Below are 20,273 nucleotides of genomic sequence, written 5' to 3'. Positions count from 1 at the left end.
TGAAGAGGGAATTCTGTGAAGTCGGTCAGCGGGGGTGATCAGCCCGCCGTTCCGGCCTCGGCGCCTTCACGCTGCAGGGGATTGGGCCACGGCTCGCCGTTGCCGACGAAGGAAAGTGAGACCGAGTTCAGGCAGTGGCGCTCGAAGGTGGGCGGCGGGCCATCCGGGAACACGTGGCCCAGGTGGCTGCCGCAGCGGGCGCAGGTGATCTCGGTGCGGACCATGCCGTGGCTGGTGTCGCGGATTTCGGTCACGTGCGCCGGGTCGTAGGGCGCGAAGAAGCTGGGCCAGCCGGTGCCCGAATCGAACTTGGTGCTGGAGCGGAACAGCGGCAGCGCGCACAGGCGGCAGCAGTAGACGCCCTCGCGCTTGTTGTCGAGGAACACGCCGCAGAACGGGGCCTCGGTGCCGTGCTGCAGCAGCACGCGGCGTTCCTCGGCGCTCAGGCCGGCCACGAGGGCGTCGGTCTGGGTGGCGGTGGGGGGCGTCAGGTCGAAAGCGCTCATGCCGGCTCCGTGGGGTGTGGCCTGGGGATGCCGGCAAACGTGGGGGTGCGCGGCGGCCGTTGCAAGTGTGATGGCCATTCATGGCTGGCACACAGGCTCCGGCGCAAGGTGGAGGTCTCACACGATGGAGCGTGCCATGACACCGCGTCTTGTCCTGTTGTTGATCGCCCTGCTGCCGCTGGCTGCCCAGGCCCAGGTGCCCACGTCCTCCAGCCCGACCGCCACGCGCAGCACGAACAGCGTGAACCCGCCGCCGGTCGCGCCGCAGTCGCCGCCGCAACCGGCGAACCCTGAGCTGCCGGTGCAGGTGCCGCGGCAGCAGGCGCAGCCGATCCGCTCGACCGGCCCCGCCCAGGTGACGCCGGCACCGGCCACGCGTGCAGCCGACAAGGTCTATGACCGCAACGGCCGCATCGTGCCCGGGGTGAGGCCGGCCGGCCCCAACCGCGTGTTCGATTCGCGCACCGGCCGCTACTACGACAGCGTGCCGGCCGGCGACGGCCAGCAGGTCAAACCGTGAAGTCCGTTGCGGCGGGCCTGAACCCAGGAAAACAACGTCCTGCCGATCACTGATTTTTCGCCTGCGATTAACCGCGCCGGGACCACCGTAGCCCTGCACCGGCAACCGCCGTTGCATGTCCTTCGTCCACTGGATCGCGAACATGAAAAACCAGCAGAACCGTCATCCCGGCAAGGAGCAGCAGGGCCAGAGCCGCAGCCCGCAGCAGCAACAGCAGCAGATGGATGCGCAGCAGCAGAAGGGCGGCAAGCAGCAGGAGCAGCCCCAGAAGGGGTCGCAGAAGCACCCGCAGCAGCGCTGACCGGCGCCAGGGGTCGGATCCCGCAACGCGGGCTCTGACCCCATCCCGGCCGAGGCACTCAATCCGCGATCGGCAGCGCCCAGGTCTCCTTCACTTCTTCCATCACGATGTAGCTCTTCGATTCGCGCACATGCGGCAGGGTCAGCAGCGTGCTCCCCAGCAGCTTGCGGTAGCTGGCCATCTCGCTGATGCGCGCCTTCAGCAGGTAATCGAAGTCGCCCGAGACCAGGTGGCACTCCAGCACGTTGGGCAGCTTCAACGCCGCACGGCGGAATTCCTCGAAGATGTCGCCGGATTTGTAGGCCAGGCTGATCTCCACAAACACCAGCAGGCTGGCCTTCAGTGCCGCCGGGTCGAGGTGCGCGTGGTAGCCCGTGATGACCCCTTCGCGCTCCAACCGGCGCACGCGCTCGGTACAGGGGGTGGTCGACAGGCCGACCCGTTCACCCAGCTCGGTGAAGGAAATACGGCCCTCGGCCTGCAGGATGCGCAGGATCTTGCGGTCGATCTTGTCCAGCTCGCGCGGGCGGGTGGCCATGGCCGTCAACCTCCGGGGGTGAATCACAGGAAAACATCCTGCCTGTGAACGCTAAATCAGGCAAATCGTCTAGGAACGGAAGAATATACTTCCCCGATTATGCTCCCGGCGTGCTCAAACGCAGGGAATCATCGGGTTGGAGAGTTCCCATGCGAGTCCTCGTTCTCGGCAGCGGCGTGATCGGCACCACCAGTGCCTGGTACCTGCGGCAGGCCGGTTTTGAAGTCACGGTCATCGACCGCCAGCCCGGCCCCGCGCTGGAGACCAGTTTTGCCAACGCTGGCCAGCTCTCTTTTGGCTACACCTCGCCGTGGGCCGCCCCGGGCGTGCCGAAGAAGGCGATCGGCTGGCTGTTCGAAAAGCATGCGCCGCTGGCGATCAAGCCAGGCATGGACCTGGCCCAGTACCGCTGGCTGTGGCAGATGCTGCGCAACTGCACCCACGAGCGCTACGCCATCAACAAGGCGCGCATGGTGCGCATGTCCGAATACAGCCGCGACTGCCTGAACGAGCTGCGCGCGCAGATCGGCATCGCGTTCGAAGGCCGCGACCTGGGCACCACCCAGCTGTTCCGCACCCAGCAGCAGCTGGACGCCTCGGCGCAGGACATCGAGATCCTGGCCCAGTACGGCGTGCCCTACGAAGTGCTGGACCGCGCCGGCATCATCCAGGCCGAACCGGCCCTGGCCCACGTCGATGGCCTGGTCGGCGCGCTGCGCCTGCCGCGTGACCAGACCGGCGACTGCCAGCTGTTCACCCGCCGCTTGGCGCAGATGGCGGCCGACGCCGGCGTCGAGTTCCGCTACGACCAGGACGTCAGCGGCCTGGAGTTCGATGGCGACCGCATTACCGGCGTGCGCATCGGCGGCCGGCTGGAAACCGCCGACCGCTTCGTGGTCGCGCTGGGCAGCTATTCGCCGCAGATGGTGGCGCCGCTGGGCATGCGCCTGCCGGTGTACCCGCTGAAGGGCTATTCGCTGACCCTGCCGATCACCGACCCGGCGATGGCACCGACCTCGACCATCCTTGACGAGAGCTACAAGGTGGCCGTGACCCGCTTCGACAACCGCATCCGCGTGGGCGGCATGGCCGAAGTGGCCGGTTTCGACCTGTCGCTGTCACAGCGCCGCCGCGAGACCCTGGAACGGGTGGTGCGCGACCTTTATCCGAAGGGCGGCGACCTGGCCAAGGCCGATTTCTGGACCGGCCTGCGCCCGGCCACCCCGGACGGCACGCCGGTCATCGGCGCCACCCCGTTCCGCAACCTGTACCTCAACACCGGCCACGGCACCCTGGGCTGGACCATGGCCTGCGGCTCGGGCCGCTATCTGGCCGACCTGATGAGCGCGCGCCAGCCGCAGATCAGCACCGAGGGCCTGGATATCTTCCGCTACGGCCAGTACGGCCAGGCCCCGCAGCAGGAGAGCCGCGCATGCGTCCTGCCCGCGCGCTGATCGACCTGGGCGCGCTGCGCAGCAACTACCGGCTGGCCCGCGAGCTGGGCGGCGGCAAGGCGCTGGCGGTGGTCAAGGCCGATGCCTATGGCCACGGCGCGGTGCGCTGCGCGCAGGCGCTGGAAGGCGAGGCCGATGGCTTCGCGGTGGCCACCATCGAAGAGGCGCTGGAACTGCGCCAGGCCGGCATCCACGCGCCGATCCTGCTGCTGGAAGGCATCTTCGAGGCCAGCGAGCTGCCCCTGGTGGCCGAGCATGACCTGTGGTTCTCGGTGGGTTCGGCGTGGCAGCTGGAGGCGCTGGCCGCCTTCGACAGCCCGCGCCCGCTGACGGTGTGGCTGAAGCTGGACAGCGGCATGCACCGGCTGGGCCTGGACGTGGCCGGCTTCCGCGCCGCGCACGCGCGCCTGTCGGCGCTGCCGCAGGTCGAGCGCATCGTGATGATGACCCACCTGGCGCGCGCCGATGAGCTGGACAGCGAGCGCACCCACGAACAGGCCGCCACCTTCAAGGCGGCCATCGACGGCCTGCAGGGCGAGACCAGCGTGTGCAACTCGCCGGCCCTGCTGGGCTGGCCGGACGTGCGCAGCGACTGGGTGCGGCCGGGCCTGATGCTGTACGGGGCCAACCCGCTGCCGGACGACACCACGCTGACCGCGCGCCTGCGCCCGGTGATGACCATGCAGTCGAAGGTGATCGCCGAGCGCTGGATCGATGCCGGTGAGCCGGTGGGCTATGGCGCCCGCTTCGTGGCCAAGGCCCGCACCCGCGTGGGCGTGGTCGCGCTGGGCTATGCCGATGGCTACCCGCAGTTCGCCCCGAACGGCACCCCGGTGCTGATCGATGGCCAGCCCGGCGGGCTGATCGGCCGCGTGTCGATGGACATGCTGACCGTGGACCTGACCGCGCATGCGCAGGCCGGCATCGGCAGCGTGGTGGAACTGTGGGGCACGGCGCCGACCCTGGCCGAACTGGCCCCGCGCTGCGGTGTCAGCGCCTACCAGCTGCCGTGCGCGGTCAAGCGCGTGGCGCGGGTTTACCAGGAGTGAGATGATGCCGGCCAGCGGCCGGCACTACCGGAATGCACGCTTCACGACCGCCGGGCCGTGCCCGGCGACCTTTGATCAACGTGCCGCGGTTGCCTGTGTAGTCAACTGGCGCTTTACCCAGTCATCGATCAGGCGCTTCTCGAAACGCAGCGGATCACTGTCGCTGCGCATGCCGATGTTGTGCAGGTAGCCGCTGTCGCTCAGCTTGGCCTCGCCTTCGTCGACGATGCGGCCGCTGGCGTCCTTCAGCGTGTACTGCAGGGTGATGCGCGGCGGGTAGATGTCGCGCATGATCCGGATGTTGTCGGCACGCGGGCCGTGCCACGGCTCGTAGTCGCCGGCGCGCTTGATGTCCACCAGGGTCACGTCCAAGGTCTGCCCCGGCTGCAGCGGCTTGGCTGCCGCGGTTCGCACGTAACGGGCCAGCTGCTGCACCCAGTCGCCGCGCTGTGCCTCGAAGCGGTTGGTGCTGCGGCGGATCTCGGTGAACGTGGCCGGATCGTCCCATTTCACGCTGACCGGGCCATCGGCCTGCAGCGCCCGCGGTGCCTGCGGATCGGTGACAGTGCGTGGCGCAGCGGTGGCGCTGCCCACGACCAGGGCGCCTGCCAGCAGCAGGGCGGCGGAAAGCGAGCGGTTCATGGTGGTCTCCTGCGTCCCGTGATCGGGGCGGTGTCGGTGTACAGGTCGAGTGTGATCCTGCTGCCGGGTGCCAGCAATGGCCGATTGCGTCATATGCGACAGCAGTTGTCGCGAATTCATGGTCGTCAAGCCTGACTGACGTCGCTTGACGCTGTGAATACGCGCTCTGGAAGATGCTGTACCTCCACCCGGTCCGTTCCCCACGCCCTTGTCCACACTGCCGCCCCTTGTGGAGCGCCCGCCCTCGAAGGCGCCGGCGCCCGAACCCGACCTGCATCACGGCGTGCTCGAGCACATCAATGCCGGCTTCTGTGTGATCCAGGTGCTGTTCGAGGGTGAGCAGGCCGTGGACTATCGCTTCATCGAGGTCAACGACGCCTTTGAGCGCCACACCGGCCTGAAAGGCGCGCGGGGCAAGCGGATGAGCGCGCTGGAGCCAAAGCACGAACGCGAGTGGTTCCGTATCTACGGCGAAGTAGCACGCACCGGGAAACCGGCGCAGTTCGAGATGGATGCGCGCGCGCTGGGTCGCTCGTTCGCGGTGGACGCGGTGCGCGTGGGCAAGCCGGGCGAGGACAAGGTCGGCATCCTGTTCTTGGACGTGACCGCGCGCAAGCAGATCGAAGTGGAGCTGGGCGAGAGCGAGGCGCGTTTCAGCGCGCTGGCCGATGGCCTGCCGATGCCGGTCTGGGTGCTGGACGAGCGCGGCCATGCCCGGTTCGTCAACAGCGCCTTCAGCGAATTCTTCGGCGGCGACGAAACCCGCGTGGCGGAAGATGTCTGGCGTGGCCTGGTGCATCCAGACGACGCCTCGGTGTTCGAATATGAGCTGCAGCAAGCGCTGACGGTGCAGCGCTCGATGCACGCGCTGGTACGCGCGCGGCGGGCCGACGGCCAGTGGCGCTGGCTGGAAATGAACGCACGGCCGCGCTTCTCGCGCATGGGCCGCTTCATCGGCCTGGCTGGAAGCAGCCCGGACGTGACCGAGCGCCGCGAGATCGAACTGGCGCGCGAGGAGCTGCTGCAGTCCGAGCGTGCCGCGCGCAGTGCCGCGGAAAACATGGCGCGGCTGAAGGACGAATTCCTGGCCACGCTGTCGCACGAGCTGCGCACGCCGCTGACCACCATCCTTGGCTGGAGCGAACTGCTGCTGCAGCGGGTGGACAACACCAGCCCGCTGTTCAAGGGCCTGAACGTGATTGCCAGCAGCGCCACGGCGCAGAAGCGCCTGATCTCGGACATGCTGGACCTGAGCAGCATGCTGCTGGGCAAGGTGCAGCTGGAAGTGGAAGTGCTGGACCTGCGCACGCAGCTGGGCGAAGCCCTGGGGGCACAGGAGCCGGTGGCCGAGGGCAAGGCGCTGGATGTCAGCCTGCAGCTGCCCGACCAGCCCTGCCTGGTGCTGGGCGATGCCACGCGCCTGCAGCAGGTGTTCTGGAACCTGCTGTCCAACGCCATCAAGTTCACCCCGGCCGAAGGCCGCATCGAGGCGCAGGTGCGTGCCGATGGCGGCTACTGGACGATCACCCTGCGCGACACCGGCGACGGCATCGCGCCGGAGTTCCTGCACCATCTGTTCAGCCGCTTCCGCCAGGCCGATGGCACCACCACCCGCCGCCATGGCGGCCTGGGCCTGGGCCTGGCCATCGTGCAGCAGCTGGTGGAACTGCATGGCGGCACGATCAGCGCGGCCAGCGACGGCCATGGCCATGGCTCGACGTTCACCGTACGCCTGCCGCAGTACCTGCCTGATGCCGACCGCCGGCCGCTGCGCGAAGTGTTCAGCGGCCCGATCCTTGATCCGACCGTGGTCGAGCCGCATCCGCTGCGCGGCCTGCATGTTCTGGCCGTGGACGACCAGCCGGAAGTGCTGGAGTACCTGCGGCGCATGCTGGAAGAGCAGGGCGCCAGCGTCTCGGCGGTCGGTTCGGCCGGTGAAGCGCTGACCCTGCTGGCCGACAGCGGCCACCTGCAGTACCAGGTGATGCTGACCGACATCGGCATGCCGGGCATGGACGGCTATGGCCTGGTGCGCACGCTGCGCGAGGACATGGCCGTGGCGGCGACCGACCTGCCGGCGGTGGCAGTGACCGCGCTGGCACGTGCCGACGACCGCCGCCGCGCGCTGGCCTCGGGCTTCCAGGAACACGTCGCCAAGCCGTACTCGGTGGCGCAGCTGGTCTCGGCCGTGCGCAGCGTGCAGCCGCAACGCAGCAGCGACGCCTTGCACTGAGCACCCAGGAGGTTCACCGATGTCCCGTATTGCGCCCCGCATCCACACCGATCCAGCGCAGATCGCCCGTCTTGAAGCCCTGCTGCCGCAGCTGGGTGGCGAATGGCAGGTGCAGCTGACCCTGCATGATGGCCGCCGCCTGCTGGGCACCGTCGCCGTGCGCCCGACGTTGCAGCAGTACCGCAATGATGCGGGTGATGAAGGCAGCAACGGCCAGCTGCGCCTGGACGACTACGACAATCCGGTGCAGCAGCACCACGTCTGGCTGGACGAGATCGCCAGCGTCAGCAGGTTGCCGCCGAAGGCGCCGTCACAGGCGTGAAACGGTAGCGCCGGGCCATGCCCGGCGCCACCCCGCATCTCAATGTTCGAACACGGTCGGCGTTGCCTCGAACCGGCGCGCATAGGCACGCTCGTCGGCCACGCGGGCCACTTCGTCGTCGGCAAGGTCCGGTGCCCCATATACCGCATAGGCCACGCTGCCATCGGCGCCATGGCCGACCTGGTGCAGGCGGTAGCGCGAATGCCCACCACCGGTATCCTCGGGGTAATGCACGGGCGGATGGCTGCCTTCCAGGTCCATCTCACTGTTGTCGACCACTCCACCGACGAACAAGGCGCGCATGCGGGTTCTCCTAGGTTTTCTGGGGGAGCCCTTACCCTGAACGCTCCGATGTTGTCGGCGCATCAACAGCCCGTTGAACTTTCGCAAAGCGGTCCCGGGGCCGGCCCGGCGAGGGCGGTACAATGGACGGCCCTACGCTTGAAGTACCCGCGCCGATGGCCTCCAGCAACGACGCCCCCCTGCAGACCCTGCTCCTGCCGTTCAGCAACGGCACCCTGCACTGGCCCGACGGCCCGGTCGCTTTCTTCCGTGCCCGCGATGGCTGGCCGCTGCGCGAGATCGCCGGCAACCGCGAAGTGCACTGCGAGCAGAGCTTCGCCCCGTTTGCAGAGCCGCTGCAGCAGGCCGCCGGCTGGACCGTCAGCGGCCAGATCGACGATGCCGCCGGCAAGGGCCGCTACCCGCTGGTGCTGGTGCTGCCGCCGCGCCAGCGTGAGGAAGCCCGCGCGCTGTTCGCCCGCGCCCTGGCCCTGGTGGCCGAGGGTGGCCGCATCGTCGCCTGCCAGTCCAACAACGAGGGCGCCCGCTCCGGCGAAGGCGACCTCAAGCAGCTGACCGGTCTTGGCGGCTGCCTGACCAAGAACCACTGCCGCGTGTACTGGACCGCGCCGCTGCAGGGCCAGCACGATGCCGACCTGGCCAAGCGCTGGAGCGCGCTGGACGCCGTGCGTCCGATCGTCGGCGGCCGCTTCCTCAGCCGCCCGGGCGTGTTTGCCTGGGATCGCATCGACCCGGCCTCGGCGCTGCTGGCCGAGCACCTGCCCGCCGACCTGGCCGGCCGTGCCGCCGATCTTGGTGCCGGCTACGGCTACCTGTCGCGCGAGCTGCTGGAGCGCTGCCCGAAGATCACCGCGCTGGACCTGTATGAAGCCGAGCAGCGTGCGCTGGCCCTGGCCGAACTGAACCTGGCGCCGCCGCCGCGCGCGTTGCCGCTGCGCTTCCTGTGGCGCGACGTCACCGCCGGCGTCGAGCCGGGCTACGACGTCATCATCAGCAATCCGCCGTTCCACACGCCGTCGCGCGCCGACCGCCCGGACATCGGACAGCGCTTCATCGCCGTGGCCGCGCAGGCGCTGCGCCCGGGTGGCCGCCTGTACGTGGTGGCCAACCGCCACCTGCCGTACGAGTACACGCTCAACGAGAGCTTCGGTGCCGTGCGTGTCATCGCCGAGCGTGATGGCTTCAAGCTGGTCGAGGCGGTGAAGGGGAAGGGCAAGTGAAGCTGGTCAAGCTGATTGCCAACCTGGGCTACGGCAGCCGCAAGCAGGTGCAGTGGATGTTCCGCGAGGGCCGCGTCACCGATGCCGACGGCGAAGTGCTGTACGCCGATGACCAGGTGCCGCACGAGGCGATCCGCGTTGATGGCGAGCCGCTGGACCCGCCCGTGGGCCTGTCGCTGGCGCTGTACAAGCCGGCCGGCTACACCTGTTCGACCAAGGACACCGGCCGCCTGATCTACGATCTGCTGCCGCCGCGCTTCCGCGACCGCGACCCGGTGCTGTCCACCGTCGGCCGCCTGGACCGCGAGACCAGTGGCCTGCTGCTGCTGACCGACGATGGTGGCCTGCTGCACCGGATCATCTCGCCGAAGTCGAAGCTGCCCAAGGTCTACGAAGTGGAACTGGCCGAGGACCTGCGCGGCGACGAAGTGGCGCAGTTCGCCAGCGGCACGCTGATGCTGGAAGCGGAGAAGACGCCCCTGCTGCCGGCTGAACTCGAGGTGCTGCGCCCGCGCAAGGCGCGCCTGGTACTGCACGAAGGCCGCTACCATCAGGTACGCCGCATGTTCGCCGCCGTCGGCAACCACGTGCAGGCCCTGCACCGCAGCCGCGTTGGCGGCCTGGACCTGCAGGGGCTGGATGAAGGCCAATGGCGGATGCTGACCCCCACTGACCTGGACACCCTGTTCGCCCCATGACGTCCCTCGCTGCGCTGTCGTTCCTCCCGGATGCCGTCATCTTCGACATGGACGGCCTGATGATCGACAGCGAGCGGGTGTCGATCGCGTGCTGGAGCGAGGCAGCTGCCGAACTCGGGCTGCCGCTCGACGCGACGTTCTTCGTCCGCATGGTCGGCCTGGGTGACCGTGACAGCCAGGCGCTGCTGCGCGGGCAGGGCGTGTCGGACGCGATGATCGAGGCGATGGCCGCACGCTGCCACGACCTCTACGAGGCGCGTACGCAGACCGGCCTGCCGTTGCGGCCGGGCATCCTGGAACTGCTGGAACTGCTGAAGGCGCACGCCATTCCGCGTGCCGTGGCGACCACCACGCGGCAGCCGCGGGCCAACCGCAAGCTGGCCGCCGCCGGACTGCTGCCATACTTCGATGCGGTCATCACCAGTGGCGACGTCGCCCACCCGAAGCCGGCGCCGGATATCTACCTGCTGGCCGCGCAGCGGCTGGGCAAGGCGCCGGAACGCTGTCTGGCGCTGGAGGATTCACCGGCCGGCACGCGTGCCGCCGTGGCCGCGGGCATGACCGTGATCCAGGTGCCGGACCTGGTGCATCCTGATGAAGAACTGCGCGCGCTGGGCCACCGCATCGTCGGCTCGCTGGTGGATGCCCACGACCTGCTGGTGCCTCTGCTTATCCCCCGGTAGGTGCCGATCGTTGGTCGGCACGCTTCACCGCTCTGGACCGCTCTGGTAGATGCCAACCTTGGTTGGCACTGAGCCGAGCATGGGCTCGGCTCTACATCCGCGCGATCACCGCTCCGGTGGGTGCCGACCGTTGGTCGGCACGCCTTCCAATCAAACGCGGCCGAACACCAGCGCCGCGTTCGTACCACCGAAACCGAAGCTGTTGGACATCACCGTATCCAACTTCTGCTCGCGGCTCTCGCGCAGGATCGGGAAGCCTTCCACCGCCGGGTCCAGCTCGGTGATGTTGGCCGAACCAGCCACGAAACCATCGCGCATCATCAGCAGGCAGTAGATCGCCTCGTGCACGCTGGCCGCGCCGAGCGAGTGGCCCGACAGCGCCTTGGTCGACGACAGCGGCGGCACGGCATCGCCGAACACTTCGCGGATCGCACCCAGCTCGGTCACGTCGCCCAGCGGCGTCGAGGTGCCGTGGGTATTGAGGTAATCCAGCGGACGGTCGACGTTCTGCAGCGCCATCTTCATGCATCGCACCGCGCCTTCGCCAGACGGGGCGACCATGTCGGCGCCGTCGGAGGTCACGCCGTAGCCGATCAGCTCGGCATGGATGCGCGCGCCGCGGGCAACGGCGTGGTCGTAGTCTTCCAGCACCAGCATGCCGCCGCCACCGGCGATGACGAAGCCGTCGCGGTCCTTGTCATACGGGCGCGAGGCGCTGGCCGGCGTGTCGTTGAAGCTGGTCGACAGCGCGCCCATCGCATCGAACATCACGCTCATCGACCAGTGCAGGTCTTCGCCGCCACCGGCGAACATGATGTCCTGTGCGCCGTGGCGGATCATGTCCGCGGCCGCGCCGATGCAGTGCGCCGAGGTCGCGCAGGCGGCCGACAGCGAGTAGCTGACGCCCTTGATCTGGTAGGCGGTGGCCAGGCAGGCCGACACGGTGGAGCACATCGTGCGCGGCACCATGTACGGGCCGACCTTGCGCACGCCACGGGCGCGCAGCAGGTCGACGGCACCCACCTGCCATTCGCTGGAACCACCGCCGGAACCGGCGATCAGGCCGGTGCGCAGCGCGCTCACCTGTTCCGGCGACAGGCCGGCATCGGCGATCGCATCGCGCATGGCGATGTAGGCGAAGGCCGCCGCATCGCTCATGAAGCGCTTCTGCTTGCGGTCGATCTGTGCATCCAGGTCCAGGTCCACGCGGCCGCCCACCTGGCTGCGCAGGCCAGCTTCGGCGTGGTCGGGCAGCGCGGTGATGCCGGCGCGGCCTTCGCGCAGCGCCGAGGAAACGGTATCCAGATCATTGCCCAGGCACGAGGTGATGCCCATGCCGGTGATGACGACGCGACGCATCAGAAGCTCCCGGTTTCAGTGAACAGGCCCACGCGCAGGTCGCGGGCGTTGTAGATCTCGCGGTCGTCCACGTACATGCGGGCATCGGCCTGGGCCATCACCAGCTTGCGGTTGATGACGCGGGTGATGTCGATCTCGTAGCGCACAAGTTTGGCTTCCGGCAGCACCTGGCCGGTGAACTTAACCTCGCCGCAGCCCAAGGCGCGGCCCTTGCCGGGCGCACCCAGCCAGGTCAGGTAGAAGCCGGTCAGCTGCCACATGGCATCCAGGCCCAGGCAGCCGGGCATCACCGGGTCGCCGATGAAGTGGCAGCCGAAGAACCACAGGTCCGGGCGGATATCCAGTTCGGCACGAACCATGCCCTTGCCATGCGGTCCGCCGTCCTCGCGGATTTCGGTGATGCGGTCGAACATCAGCATCGGGTCGTTGGGCAGACGGCCGGCGGCGGCGCCGAACAGTTCACCGCGGGCGCTGGCCAGCAGCTGGTCACGGTTGAACGCGTGGAGACGAGTCATGGAAAGCGCATTCCTGGAAGCGAAAACAAGGCAACAAGTCCCCGAGGATGCACGACGGTTGCAACGGGAATCAAACCGCCACACCGTACGCGTGCGTAGTGTTTTCCCCGGGAATCACGCATCCCGTTGATGCACAACGACCATACTTCGCCGTCTGGACCGGTACGGTGCGGTTATCATGTCAGCCAACCATGAACGCACTGCGCAAGATCATCCACGTCGACATGGACGCCTTCTACGCGTCGGTGGAGCAGCGTGACGACCCGTCACTGCGCGGCAAGCCGGTGGTCGTGGCCTGGCGCGGCGCGCGTTCGGTGGTGTGCGCGGCCTCGTACGAAGCCCGGGTGTTCGGCGTGCGCTCGGCGATGCCGGCCCTGCGTGCCGAGCGCCTGTGCCCGGATGCGATCTTCGTGCCGCCGGATTTCGCGCGTTACAAAGCCGTGTCACGCCAGGTGCGCGAGATTTTCCTGCGCCACACCGATCTGGTCGAACCGCTGTCGCTCGACGAGGCCTACCTGGACGTGACCGCGCCGAAGAGCGGCATCGAGCTGGCCACCGAGATCGCCCGCACCATCCGCGCGCAGATCCGCGAAGAGACGAACCTGACTGCTTCAGCCGGCATCGCGCCGAACAAGTTCCTGGCCAAGATCGCCTCGGACTGGCGCAAGCCTGACGGCCAGTTCGTCATTCCTCCGCAGCGCGTGGATGCGTTCCTGCTGACCCTGCCGGTGAAGAGCGTGCCGGGCGTGGGCAAGGTGATGGAAGGCAAGCTGGCCGAGCGCGGCATCATCACCTGTGGCGACCTGCGCAACTGGACGCTGCCGGACCTGGAAGAAAATTTCGGCAGCTTCGGCCGCAGCCTGTACAACCGCGCCCGCGGCATCGACGAACGCCCGGTGGAACCGGACCAGCAGGTGCAGTCGATTTCCTCGGAGGACACCTTCGCCGAAGACCTGCTGCTGGAGGACCTGGGCGAGGCCATCGTGCAGCTGGCCGAGAAAACCTGGAATGCCACGCGCAAGACCGAACGCATCGGCCACACCGTGGTGCTGAAACTGAAGACCGCCCAGTTCCGCATTCTCACCCGCAGCTACACCCCCGACCGCCCACCGGAATCGCTGCAGGAACTGCGCGACATCGCCCTGTCCCTGCGCGCCCGCGTCGACCTGCCCGCCGACACCCGCTACCGCCTGGTCGGCGTCGGCCTCGGCGGATTCCGCGACAAGGAACCGGTCGTGCAGGGCGAACTGTTCAATTGACGCAGTCGAGCATGGCTCGACTCTACAAAAGCATCCACGCGTGGCGCGGATCTACTGCCTTGTAGCAACGGGATCCACCCCGCCAACCCACAGATACCCAGCTGTTGCCGTTGAAGTTGATTCGGCAGGTGCAGGTCGCAGCCCTGCAAAAAGAAACCACCTACCTTACGGCCACTGCATCTCGCCCTTGGCCACCTTCGCACTCAACTCCAGCGACGCCACACCCTCCAACCTGGGGTAACGCGCCTGCATCGCCTTCACCAGCGCCGCACTGTCCTTCGCCTTGCCCGTTTCCACGTCGAATGCACGGATGTAGTCCGAGGTGAACCGCAGCGCGCTCGCATCCAGCGCCGCACCCGACGCGTAATGACCCGGCACCACCACATTGGGCTTCAGCGCCTGCAGCCGTTGCAACGTCTGCAGCCAATCGGCATGCGACTGCGGCGTCTGCGTATCGGCCATCCACACATGCTCACCGGCCACTACCGGAATGCCGCCGACGATCGCACGCAGCGAAGGCACCCACAGCACCGTGCGGTCCGGGGTCGGTCCATCCAGCCCGATCAGCGGCAGGCGCTGGCCTTCCAGCAGCAGCGCATCGCCCTCCAGCACCTGCGGCACGACGATGCGCGCGGGCACATCGGCACCCATCTTCGGGCCCCAGTACGCCAGCTTGCCGGCCTGGGTCTGCTCGATGTGGGCGACGGTCTGCGCGGTGGCGACGATGCGTGCCTGCGGGAAGGCATCCTGCAGCGTGGCCAGGCCGAAGTAGTAATCCGGATCGCCGTGGCTGATGTAGATCGTGGTCAGCTGCTTGCCGCTGGCGCGGATCTTTTCGACCAGTGCGCGGGCATCGCTGGCCGCGAACTGCGCATCGACCAGGATCACCTCATGGCGGCCTTCGATCAGCACCGAGGACACCGAGAACGTTGCCTGCGGGCCGGGATGGAAGGTCTGCAGGTGCAGTTGTGACTGCTTCGCCGCGATGGCCGCGGGCGTGGCCGGTGCGGCCAGCAGCGGTGCACTGGCGAAACCGGCAGCCAGTGCGAGGGGAAGCAGCAGGGCAGCAGTACGCATCAACGATTCCTCGTGTAGAGCCGAGCCCATGCTCGGCTGCAGTGGTTGCCTCGAGCCGAGCGCAGGCTCGGCTCTACAGGGGGAACGTATCGATCAATACGCCGCAGTGATGATCTGCTTCGGGTACTTGGCCGCTTCCAGCTCGGCCACGAACGCCGCACCGTAATCGGCGTAACTGATGCGGCTGTGGCCGCTGGCATCGGCCAGGAAGGTCTTCGCCTGCACGCGGTACTGGCCGCGCTCGTCGCCCGGGCCGATCTCCGCCGCCGGCGAGAAGAAGGTCCAGTCCAGGTCATCCACGGCCTGCAGGCGCTTCAGCGCTTCGCGCGCGGCCAGTGCGTAGGGCTTGTAGGCGGCCGGGAAATCCGGGGTGTCGACCAGCTGCACGCCCGGGGCGATTTCCAGGCTGCCGGCACCACCGACCACCACCACGCGCGGCACCTTGGCCTGGCGCGCGGCGGCGACCAACTGGTCGGCCACGGTGGCGATCTGGGCGATGTCATCACCCGGGCGCGGGCCGTAGGCGCTGGCCAGCACGTCGTGGCCGGCAATCACCGCAGCCAGGGCGTCGGTGTCGTCCAGCGCGGCGATGGCCAGCTGGGCACCGGCCAATTCGGCCGGCAGGTCCTTTTCACTGCGGACCACGGCCGTGACCTGGTGGCCGTGGGCCAGCGCGTGGCGGGCGATCTGGCGGCCGATGTTGCCGGTGGCACCGACGAGGGCAATCTTCATGGCGGAACTCCTTGGGGCGGAATGGGGTGGGAACGAGGCCACTGTAGGTCGCTGCAGATGCTCGAAAAACAGCGTATAACGCGCTTGTTTGTTGCATGGATCGAGCAGATGGACCGATTGACCGCCATGACCGTGTTCGTCGAAGTGGCCGAGCGCGGCAGCCTGACCGCCGCCGCCGAGGTGCTGGACATGTCCCGCGCGATGGTCACCCGCTACCTGGCCGAGGTGGAGGGCTGGCTGGGCGCGCGCCTGCTGCACCGGACCACGCGGCGGATCAGCCTGACCGGCGCCGGTGAGGCCGCGCTGGCGCGTTTCCGGCAGATGCTGGCCATCGGCGAGGAACTGCAGAGCGAACTGGCCAGCGACGATCCCGAGCCGCACGGCACCCTGCGCATCACCGCCAGCGTCTCGTTCGGGCAGAGCCATCTGGCCCGCGCGGTGGCCGCCTTCGTGCAGCGCCATCCGGCGGCACGCATCGAGCTGCTGCTGGTCGACCGCATGGTCAACCTGGTGGAGGAGCGCGTGGACCTGGCGGTGCGCATCGCGCGCCAGATCGGCCCGAGCCTGATCGCGCGGCGGCTGGCCACCTGCCGTTCGGTGCTGTGCGCAACGCCGGCTTACCTGCAGGCACATGGCACGCCCAGCGCGCCGGAACAGCTGCCCGCGCACAACTGCCTCACCCATCATTACGTGGGCAAGAGCCTGTGGCAGCTGCACCGCGACGGCCGTGCGCTGTCGGTGGCGGTGGGCGGCAACATCAGTGCCAATGAAGCCTCGCTGCTGCTGGAAGCGGTGCGCGCCGGTGCCGGCATCGCCATGCTGCCGACCTACCAGGTGGCACCGCTGCTGCGTTCGGGCGAACTGGTGCAGCTGCTGCCGGCCTACGAACTGGACGAGCTGGGCATTCATGCCGTGTACGCATCGCGTCGACAGCAGCCCGCTGTCATGCGGCGGTTCCTGGATTTCCTGGCCGAGTGTTTTGCCAGCCCTGCCTTCCAGGATCTGGAGTGGCGCCCAGCGATCAAGGAGGACACATGAACCATGGACAGGCACTGCTCGACCACAACCGCGGGGCGTGGGACCGGCTGAGGCGGAGCCGGCGAAAAAGGCGGGGCGTACAATGGACGGCCCACGTCGTACAGGTAAAGTCCCTTGTCGTATCCCTATCCGTTGGTTGTGTTTGATCTGGACGGCACGCTGGTGGACAGCGCGGCCGATATCGCCGAAGCGCTGAACCGCACGCTGGAAGACATTGGCCTGGCGCGCGTGCCTGAAGCCACCGTGCTGGCCTGGATCGGCGACGGCGTGCGGCGGCTGGTGGAGCAGGCCGTGCATGCCGCCGGTCGTGACATCGATCTGGCCGAAGTGATGCCGACCTTCATGGTGCATTACCGCGAGTGCCTGCTGCGCAGCCCGCGCTTGTTCGACGGCGTGCCTGAAGCGCTGGCCTTGCTGCGTGCGCGTGGCGTGCCGCTGGCTATCTGCACCAACAAGCCGGCCGCGCTGGTGCCGCCGCTGCTGCAGCACCTGGGCATCGGCGATGCGTTTTCGGTGGTGCTGGGCGGTGATTCGCTGCCGCAGCGCAAGCCGAGTGGTGAACCGCTGCGGCATATCGCCGCGCACTTCGGGCTGGCAGTGGACGCCTGCCTGATGGTCGGTGATTCGCTCACCGACTACCGCGCCGCCGAAGACGCGGGCATGCCGATCGCACTGGTGCGCTACGGCTACCCGCGCGGCCTGGACCTGGAAACGGCACATGCCGTGGCCGTGATCGACGACCTGCGCGAACTGCCGGGGCTGGCATCAGGCATTCCGACGCCGTGATCCGTTCGCCGGGCATGGCCCGGCGCTACCGACGCGCCCATGTAGAGCCGAGCCCATGCTCGGCTGCCCGGCTCTACAGTAGATCGACGCCATGCGTCGATGCCGAGGCCCGTTATTTCGGCTGGTAGCGCACGCTCAGCTGGTATTCGCGGCCCGGCTGGTTGAACCACGCCACGGCCTCGTAGCGGCGGTCGAACACGTTGGCCGCGCGCGCCAGCAGCGACCACGACGGCGTCAGGGCATATTCCGCGCGCAGGTCCAGGGTGCCGTAGCCACCCACCTTCACCGCGTTGCTGGCGTCGTCGTAACGCTTGCCCGCGCCCTGTACGGTCAGCCCGGTGCGGAAATCACCGAAGCGGCGATCCACATCCAGACGCGCGGTCTGCTGCGCGCGGCGCGGCAGCCAGTTGTCGAACTGCGCGCTGCCGGCCGTGCGGTTGCGCGGGTCGGTGTAGCTCAGCTGGCCATTGATGTCGAAGCCGGCCACCACCACGCCCGCGGTCAGCTCGGCACCGCGGATACGCGCCCTCTCGACCTGCTGCATCATGAAGGTCGCCGCATCGTAGGTGATCAGGTCATCGATGCGCGTCTCGTACACGTCCACGCCCCAGTGCCAGCCCTGGCCATGCTGCGACAGGCCGAGGTTGGCGCTCTTCGACTTCTCCGGGTCCAGCGTCGGCACGCCGCTCCACGGGTCGTACAGGTCGCTGAAGGTCGGTGCCTTGAACGCGGTACCGTAGCTGGCATTCACGCGCAGGCCGTGGCCCAGGTCCATCGCCCAGCCGAGGCTGCCGGTGGCATGGTTGCCGAACTGCGCGTTGTCATCGTTGCGCGCGCTTACCTGCAGCTGGTGGCGGCCGAAACGGCCCTGGTACTGCACGAACACGCCGGTATTGCGGCGGCTGTCGACCAGATAGCCCGCGCTGCTGCCATCGAGGTTGTCCTCGCTCCAGTCCACGCCGGTGCTCAGCAGCTGGCCCTCGGCCAGGCCGATGTCCGCCTGCAGCGATGCATTGTCGCGGTGCGTCTGCGCGCTGCCAAACACACCGAAGTCACCGTAGTTGTCCGACTCGTTGTCGCTGCGGCCGACGCTGGCGGTGAAAACCAAGCGCTCGGACGGGGTATAGCGCACCTTGCCGGACATCACCTGTTGCAGCGTTTCCGAATAGTTGTAGTAACCGTCGTAGTGGTTCTCGCCTTCAGCACGCAGCGCGCTGCCTTCCACGCTCCACTGGTCGTTGAAGGTGTAGCCACCGCGCAGGCTCTTGGACAGGTTGCGGTAGCCATCGCGGTCGGGCTCATCGGCGAAGCAGCCGGTGAACAGCGTGGCCGAGCCACGGCAGGCGTTGATGCCGTCGGTGTGCTGGTAGGCGATGTCGGCGCCGAACCAGCCGTGCTCGCCGCTGCCACCGATGCCGCCGCTGGTTTCGCGCAGGCCATTGCTGCCGCCGCCGAGCTGGAAGTGCGGCGCGAATTCGCCCTGGTTGCGACGGGTGAAGATCTGGATGACGCCACCGATGGCATCGGCGCCGTAGAGGCTCGACTGCGGGCCGCGCACGATTTCCACGCGCTCGATCTGCGCCAGCGGCAGGTCCTGGTACATCGCCAGGCCAAGGTCGGCGCTGTTGATGCGCACGCCATCGACCAGCACCACGGTGTGCGAGGAATTGGTGCCGCGCAGGAACAGCGAGCTCTGCTTGCCGAGGCCACCGCTGTTGGTCAGGTTGATGCCGGCGCGGCCGGCCAGCAGTTCCTGCAGCGAGGTGGCCTGGCTGGATTCGATCTGTGCGCGGTCGATCACCTGCGCCGGTGCGATGCTGTCCTGCAGGGCGATGGGGGTGCGCGTGGCGGTCACCAGCACCTGGTCCAGCGCAGCGGTGTCATCGCTCGCCTGAGCATGGGCCAGGGCGGGCAGGGCGGGCAGGGCGGCCAGCACGGCCAAGGACAGCATTCGGAACTGCAGCTTCATCGGGAGGACTCCGGGTGCCACGCACGCCCGCGTGGCGAAGGGGAGGAGCCACGAAGGCAGGCACGCGCCGAAGCCGCGGCAGATGCCGCGATCATCCAGCGCCATGCCCACCGCATCGCGACCTGAGGCTTCCGGGCCGGTCTCCGGGCTTGCCGCCAAGTGGCGCGAGGCCACCGTCCAGGCGCCTTCCCATGCCAGAGGCACAGTGGCGATGTTGCCTGGAACAGACGTGCTTACCGTTGCGGGGGCAGCGCCGGCCTGGCGTGTTGCCACGCGTCACCGGCTTCCCGTTTCAACCTGCCGGCCATGGCCGCAGGTCACCTGGAAGTGGGCGCAGTCTACGGCATCCCCGGCGCCCGGTAGAGTCGAGCTTGCTCGACTGCCTCGGCTGTGCCCGTAGAATATCCCCTCGATCCCGTGGTGCCGTTGCCGATGTCCCGCTGTTTTCTACTGTTCCCGCGTTGCCTGCACAGGACGCACGCATGATCCTCGACCTGGTCCGCCATGCCGGCAACGGCCGCGATGCGTTTCTCGATGGCCGCAGCGATCCGCCGCAGCTGGCCCGCCTGCCGCAGGAACTGGTTGACGCCTATGCCGAGCAGGACTGGCAGCGGGTGATCAGTTCGCCGCGCCTGCGCTCGCTGCACACGGCGATGGCTCTGGCCACCCCGCGCGGGCTGGACGTGGAAGCGGACGAGGAGTGGGAAGAACTGGATTTCGGCGATTGGGACGGGCAGTCACTGTTCGACCTGCCGGAGGACGCGCTGGCGGCCTTCCACGCCGATCCGCATGCGTTCCCCCCGCCCAACGGCGAAAGCTGGGGCCACTTCGAACGGCGCATCGCACGCGCGCTGGATCGCCTGCTGGACGATGACGATCCGCTGCCGACCGTGGTGGTCAGCCATGGCGGCCCGCTGCGCATGGTGCTGTCGCAGGTCTGCGGGCTGCCGCTGTCGCTGTGCTGGGCCCTGCGCATCGACCACGGCACGCGCCTGCGGGTGTGGCTGGAGCGCGGCGAAGTGGGCCTGGTCGGCGAGCTGCTGGAACTGCAGCAGCCGTAAGAGCGAAC

Annotated in this window: 22 protein-coding genes and 1 riboswitch; of the genes, 13 read left to right on the top strand and 9 right to left on the bottom strand. The window is 68.2% G+C overall.

The window, feature by feature from the left end; all coding sequences use genetic code 11:
- Window positions 1-38: 38 nt before the first annotated feature.
- On the bottom strand, window positions 39-506 hold the full coding sequence (gene msrB, locus NQ204_RS07345) for a peptide-methionine (R)-S-oxide reductase MsrB (protein ID WP_108767599.1): 468 nt from the start codon (window positions 504-506) through the stop codon (window positions 39-41).
- Window positions 507-642: 136 nt separating this feature from the next.
- On the opposite strand from msrB, the gene NQ204_RS07340 reads away from it, so the two are divergent.
- Both NQ204_RS07340 and NQ204_RS07335 read left to right on the top strand, forming a co-directional pair.
- A complete protein-coding gene (locus tag NQ204_RS07340) occupies window positions 643-1,026 on the top strand; it encodes a classical arabinogalactan protein 4 (protein ID WP_116863736.1) in 384 nt (127 codons plus the stop codon).
- A 115-nt stretch (window positions 1,027-1,141) separates the two neighbouring features.
- Window positions 1,142-1,327, top strand: a complete 186-nt coding sequence (locus tag NQ204_RS07335; protein ID WP_256643478.1) for a lana protein — start codon at window positions 1,142-1,144, stop codon at window positions 1,325-1,327.
- 58 nt (window positions 1,328-1,385) lie between these two features.
- On the opposite strand, the gene NQ204_RS07330 is transcribed toward NQ204_RS07335, so the two are convergent.
- Entirely contained in the window at window positions 1,386-1,865 is a 480-nt protein-coding gene (locus tag NQ204_RS07330; RefSeq protein ID WP_108766941.1) for an Lrp/AsnC ligand binding domain-containing protein, read from the bottom strand.
- A gap of 149 nt (window positions 1,866-2,014) precedes the next feature.
- On the opposite strand from NQ204_RS07330, the gene NQ204_RS07325 reads away from it, so the two are divergent.
- The gene (locus tag NQ204_RS07325) at window positions 2,015-3,319 is read left to right on the top strand and encodes a D-amino acid dehydrogenase (protein WP_116863739.1); all 1,305 of its coding nucleotides are present in this window, start codon (window positions 2,015-2,017) and stop codon (window positions 3,317-3,319) included.
- Window positions 3,298-4,368, top strand: a complete 1,071-nt coding sequence (gene alr, locus NQ204_RS07320) for an alanine racemase (protein ID WP_256643477.1) — start codon at window positions 3,298-3,300, stop codon at window positions 4,366-4,368. The genes NQ204_RS07325 and alr overlap by 22 nt, the downstream gene beginning before the upstream one ends.
- Before the next feature lie 75 nt (window positions 4,369-4,443).
- Here alr and NQ204_RS07315 read toward each other — a convergent pair whose 3' ends face one another.
- Complete coding sequence (locus NQ204_RS07315; RefSeq protein WP_116863741.1) at window positions 4,444-5,010, bottom strand: DUF3016 domain-containing protein; 567 nt, start codon at window positions 5,008-5,010, stop codon at window positions 4,444-4,446.
- Between the two features lie 208 nt (window positions 5,011-5,218).
- Between NQ204_RS07315 and NQ204_RS07310 the strand changes: the two genes are divergently transcribed.
- On the top strand, window positions 5,219-7,243 hold the full coding sequence (locus NQ204_RS07310) for an ATP-binding protein (protein WP_305888321.1): 2,025 nt from the start codon (window positions 5,219-5,221) through the stop codon (window positions 7,241-7,243).
- A 19-nt stretch (window positions 7,244-7,262) separates the two neighbouring features.
- Window positions 7,263-7,565, top strand: coding sequence for a DUF3247 family protein (locus NQ204_RS07305; RefSeq protein WP_116863743.1), 303 nt, complete (start codon window positions 7,263-7,265; stop codon window positions 7,563-7,565).
- A gap of 39 nt (window positions 7,566-7,604) precedes the next feature.
- Here NQ204_RS07305 and NQ204_RS07300 read toward each other — a convergent pair whose 3' ends face one another.
- Window positions 7,605-7,868 (bottom strand): hypothetical protein, encoded by a 264-nt coding sequence (locus NQ204_RS07300; RefSeq protein ID WP_108767606.1) that lies wholly within the window; start codon window positions 7,866-7,868, stop codon window positions 7,605-7,607.
- Between the two features lie 155 nt (window positions 7,869-8,023).
- Between NQ204_RS07300 and NQ204_RS07295 the strand changes: the two genes are divergently transcribed.
- Genes NQ204_RS07295 through NQ204_RS07285 form a run of 3 tightly spaced genes read left to right on the top strand, consistent with a single transcriptional unit; the run spans window position 8,024 to window position 10,469 of the window.
- Window positions 8,024-9,088, top strand: a complete 1,065-nt coding sequence (locus NQ204_RS07295) for a class I SAM-dependent methyltransferase (RefSeq protein WP_116863744.1) — start codon at window positions 8,024-8,026, stop codon at window positions 9,086-9,088.
- Window positions 9,085-9,786, top strand: a complete 702-nt coding sequence (locus tag NQ204_RS07290) for a pseudouridine synthase (RefSeq protein WP_256643476.1) — start codon at window positions 9,085-9,087, stop codon at window positions 9,784-9,786. Before NQ204_RS07295 ends, NQ204_RS07290 begins: the two co-directional genes overlap by 4 nt.
- The gene (locus NQ204_RS07285) at window positions 9,783-10,469 is read left to right on the top strand and encodes an HAD family hydrolase (protein ID WP_256643475.1); all 687 of its coding nucleotides are present in this window, start codon (window positions 9,783-9,785) and stop codon (window positions 10,467-10,469) included. Before NQ204_RS07290 ends, NQ204_RS07285 begins: the two co-directional genes overlap by 4 nt.
- A gap of 150 nt (window positions 10,470-10,619) precedes the next feature.
- On the opposite strand, the gene fabB is transcribed toward NQ204_RS07285, so the two are convergent.
- Both fabB and fabA read right to left on the bottom strand, forming a co-directional pair.
- Window positions 10,620-11,828 carry a beta-ketoacyl-ACP synthase I gene (fabB, locus tag NQ204_RS07280; RefSeq protein ID WP_116863747.1) on the bottom strand — a complete coding sequence of 403 codons (1,209 nt, stop codon included), beginning with the start codon at window positions 11,826-11,828 and terminating at the stop codon, window positions 10,620-10,622.
- Window positions 11,828-12,343: a 3-hydroxyacyl-[acyl-carrier-protein] dehydratase FabA gene (fabA, locus tag NQ204_RS07275; RefSeq protein WP_079220498.1), complete on the bottom strand. Its 516-nt coding sequence runs from the start codon at window positions 12,341-12,343 to the stop codon at window positions 11,828-11,830. The genes fabB and fabA overlap by 1 nt, the downstream gene beginning before the upstream one ends.
- 191 nt (window positions 12,344-12,534) lie before the next feature.
- On the opposite strand from fabA, the gene dinB reads away from it, so the two are divergent.
- Window positions 12,535-13,602: a DNA polymerase IV gene (dinB, locus tag NQ204_RS07270; protein WP_116863748.1), complete on the top strand. Its 1,068-nt coding sequence runs from the start codon at window positions 12,535-12,537 to the stop codon at window positions 13,600-13,602.
- Window positions 13,603-13,767: 165 nt separating this feature from the next.
- Here dinB and NQ204_RS07265 read toward each other — a convergent pair whose 3' ends face one another.
- Both NQ204_RS07265 and NQ204_RS07260 read right to left on the bottom strand, forming a co-directional pair.
- Complete coding sequence (locus NQ204_RS07265; RefSeq protein ID WP_256643474.1) at window positions 13,768-14,679, bottom strand: MBL fold metallo-hydrolase; 912 nt, start codon at window positions 14,677-14,679, stop codon at window positions 13,768-13,770.
- A gap of 93 nt (window positions 14,680-14,772) precedes the next feature.
- Window positions 14,773-15,411: an NAD(P)-dependent oxidoreductase gene (locus NQ204_RS07260; protein WP_256643473.1), complete on the bottom strand. Its 639-nt coding sequence runs from the start codon at window positions 15,409-15,411 to the stop codon at window positions 14,773-14,775.
- A 108-nt stretch (window positions 15,412-15,519) separates the two neighbouring features.
- Here NQ204_RS07260 and NQ204_RS07255 point away from each other — a divergent pair, with 108 nt between their 5' ends.
- Together NQ204_RS07255 and gph are read left to right on the top strand one after the other, a co-directional pair.
- Window positions 15,520-16,449, top strand: coding sequence for a LysR family transcriptional regulator (locus NQ204_RS07255; protein ID WP_256643472.1), 930 nt, complete (start codon window positions 15,520-15,522; stop codon window positions 16,447-16,449).
- Between the two features lie 114 nt (window positions 16,450-16,563).
- On the top strand, window positions 16,564-17,235 hold the full coding sequence (gene gph, locus NQ204_RS07250) for a phosphoglycolate phosphatase (RefSeq protein WP_256643471.1): 672 nt from the start codon (window positions 16,564-16,566) through the stop codon (window positions 17,233-17,235).
- 112 nt (window positions 17,236-17,347) lie between these two features.
- Here gph and btuB read toward each other — a convergent pair whose 3' ends face one another.
- Complete coding sequence (btuB, locus tag NQ204_RS07245) at window positions 17,348-19,204, bottom strand: TonB-dependent vitamin B12 receptor (protein WP_256643470.1); 1,857 nt, start codon at window positions 19,202-19,204, stop codon at window positions 17,348-17,350.
- Between the two features lie 117 nt (window positions 19,205-19,321).
- Window positions 19,322-19,544, bottom strand: a riboswitch (cobalamin riboswitch).
- 142 nt (window positions 19,545-19,686) lie between these two features.
- Between btuB and NQ204_RS07240 the strand changes: the two genes are divergently transcribed.
- Entirely contained in the window at window positions 19,687-20,265 is a 579-nt protein-coding gene (locus tag NQ204_RS07240) for a histidine phosphatase family protein (RefSeq protein ID WP_256643469.1), read from the top strand.
- Window positions 20,266-20,273: the final 8 nt, after the last annotated feature.

Origin of the sequence: Stenotrophomonas testudinis (assembly GCF_024499815.1) — a bacterium.
Classification (GTDB): Bacteria; Pseudomonadota; Gammaproteobacteria; order Xanthomonadales; family Xanthomonadaceae; genus Stenotrophomonas.
This window is presented reverse-complemented; position numbering and strand designations above follow the sequence as displayed.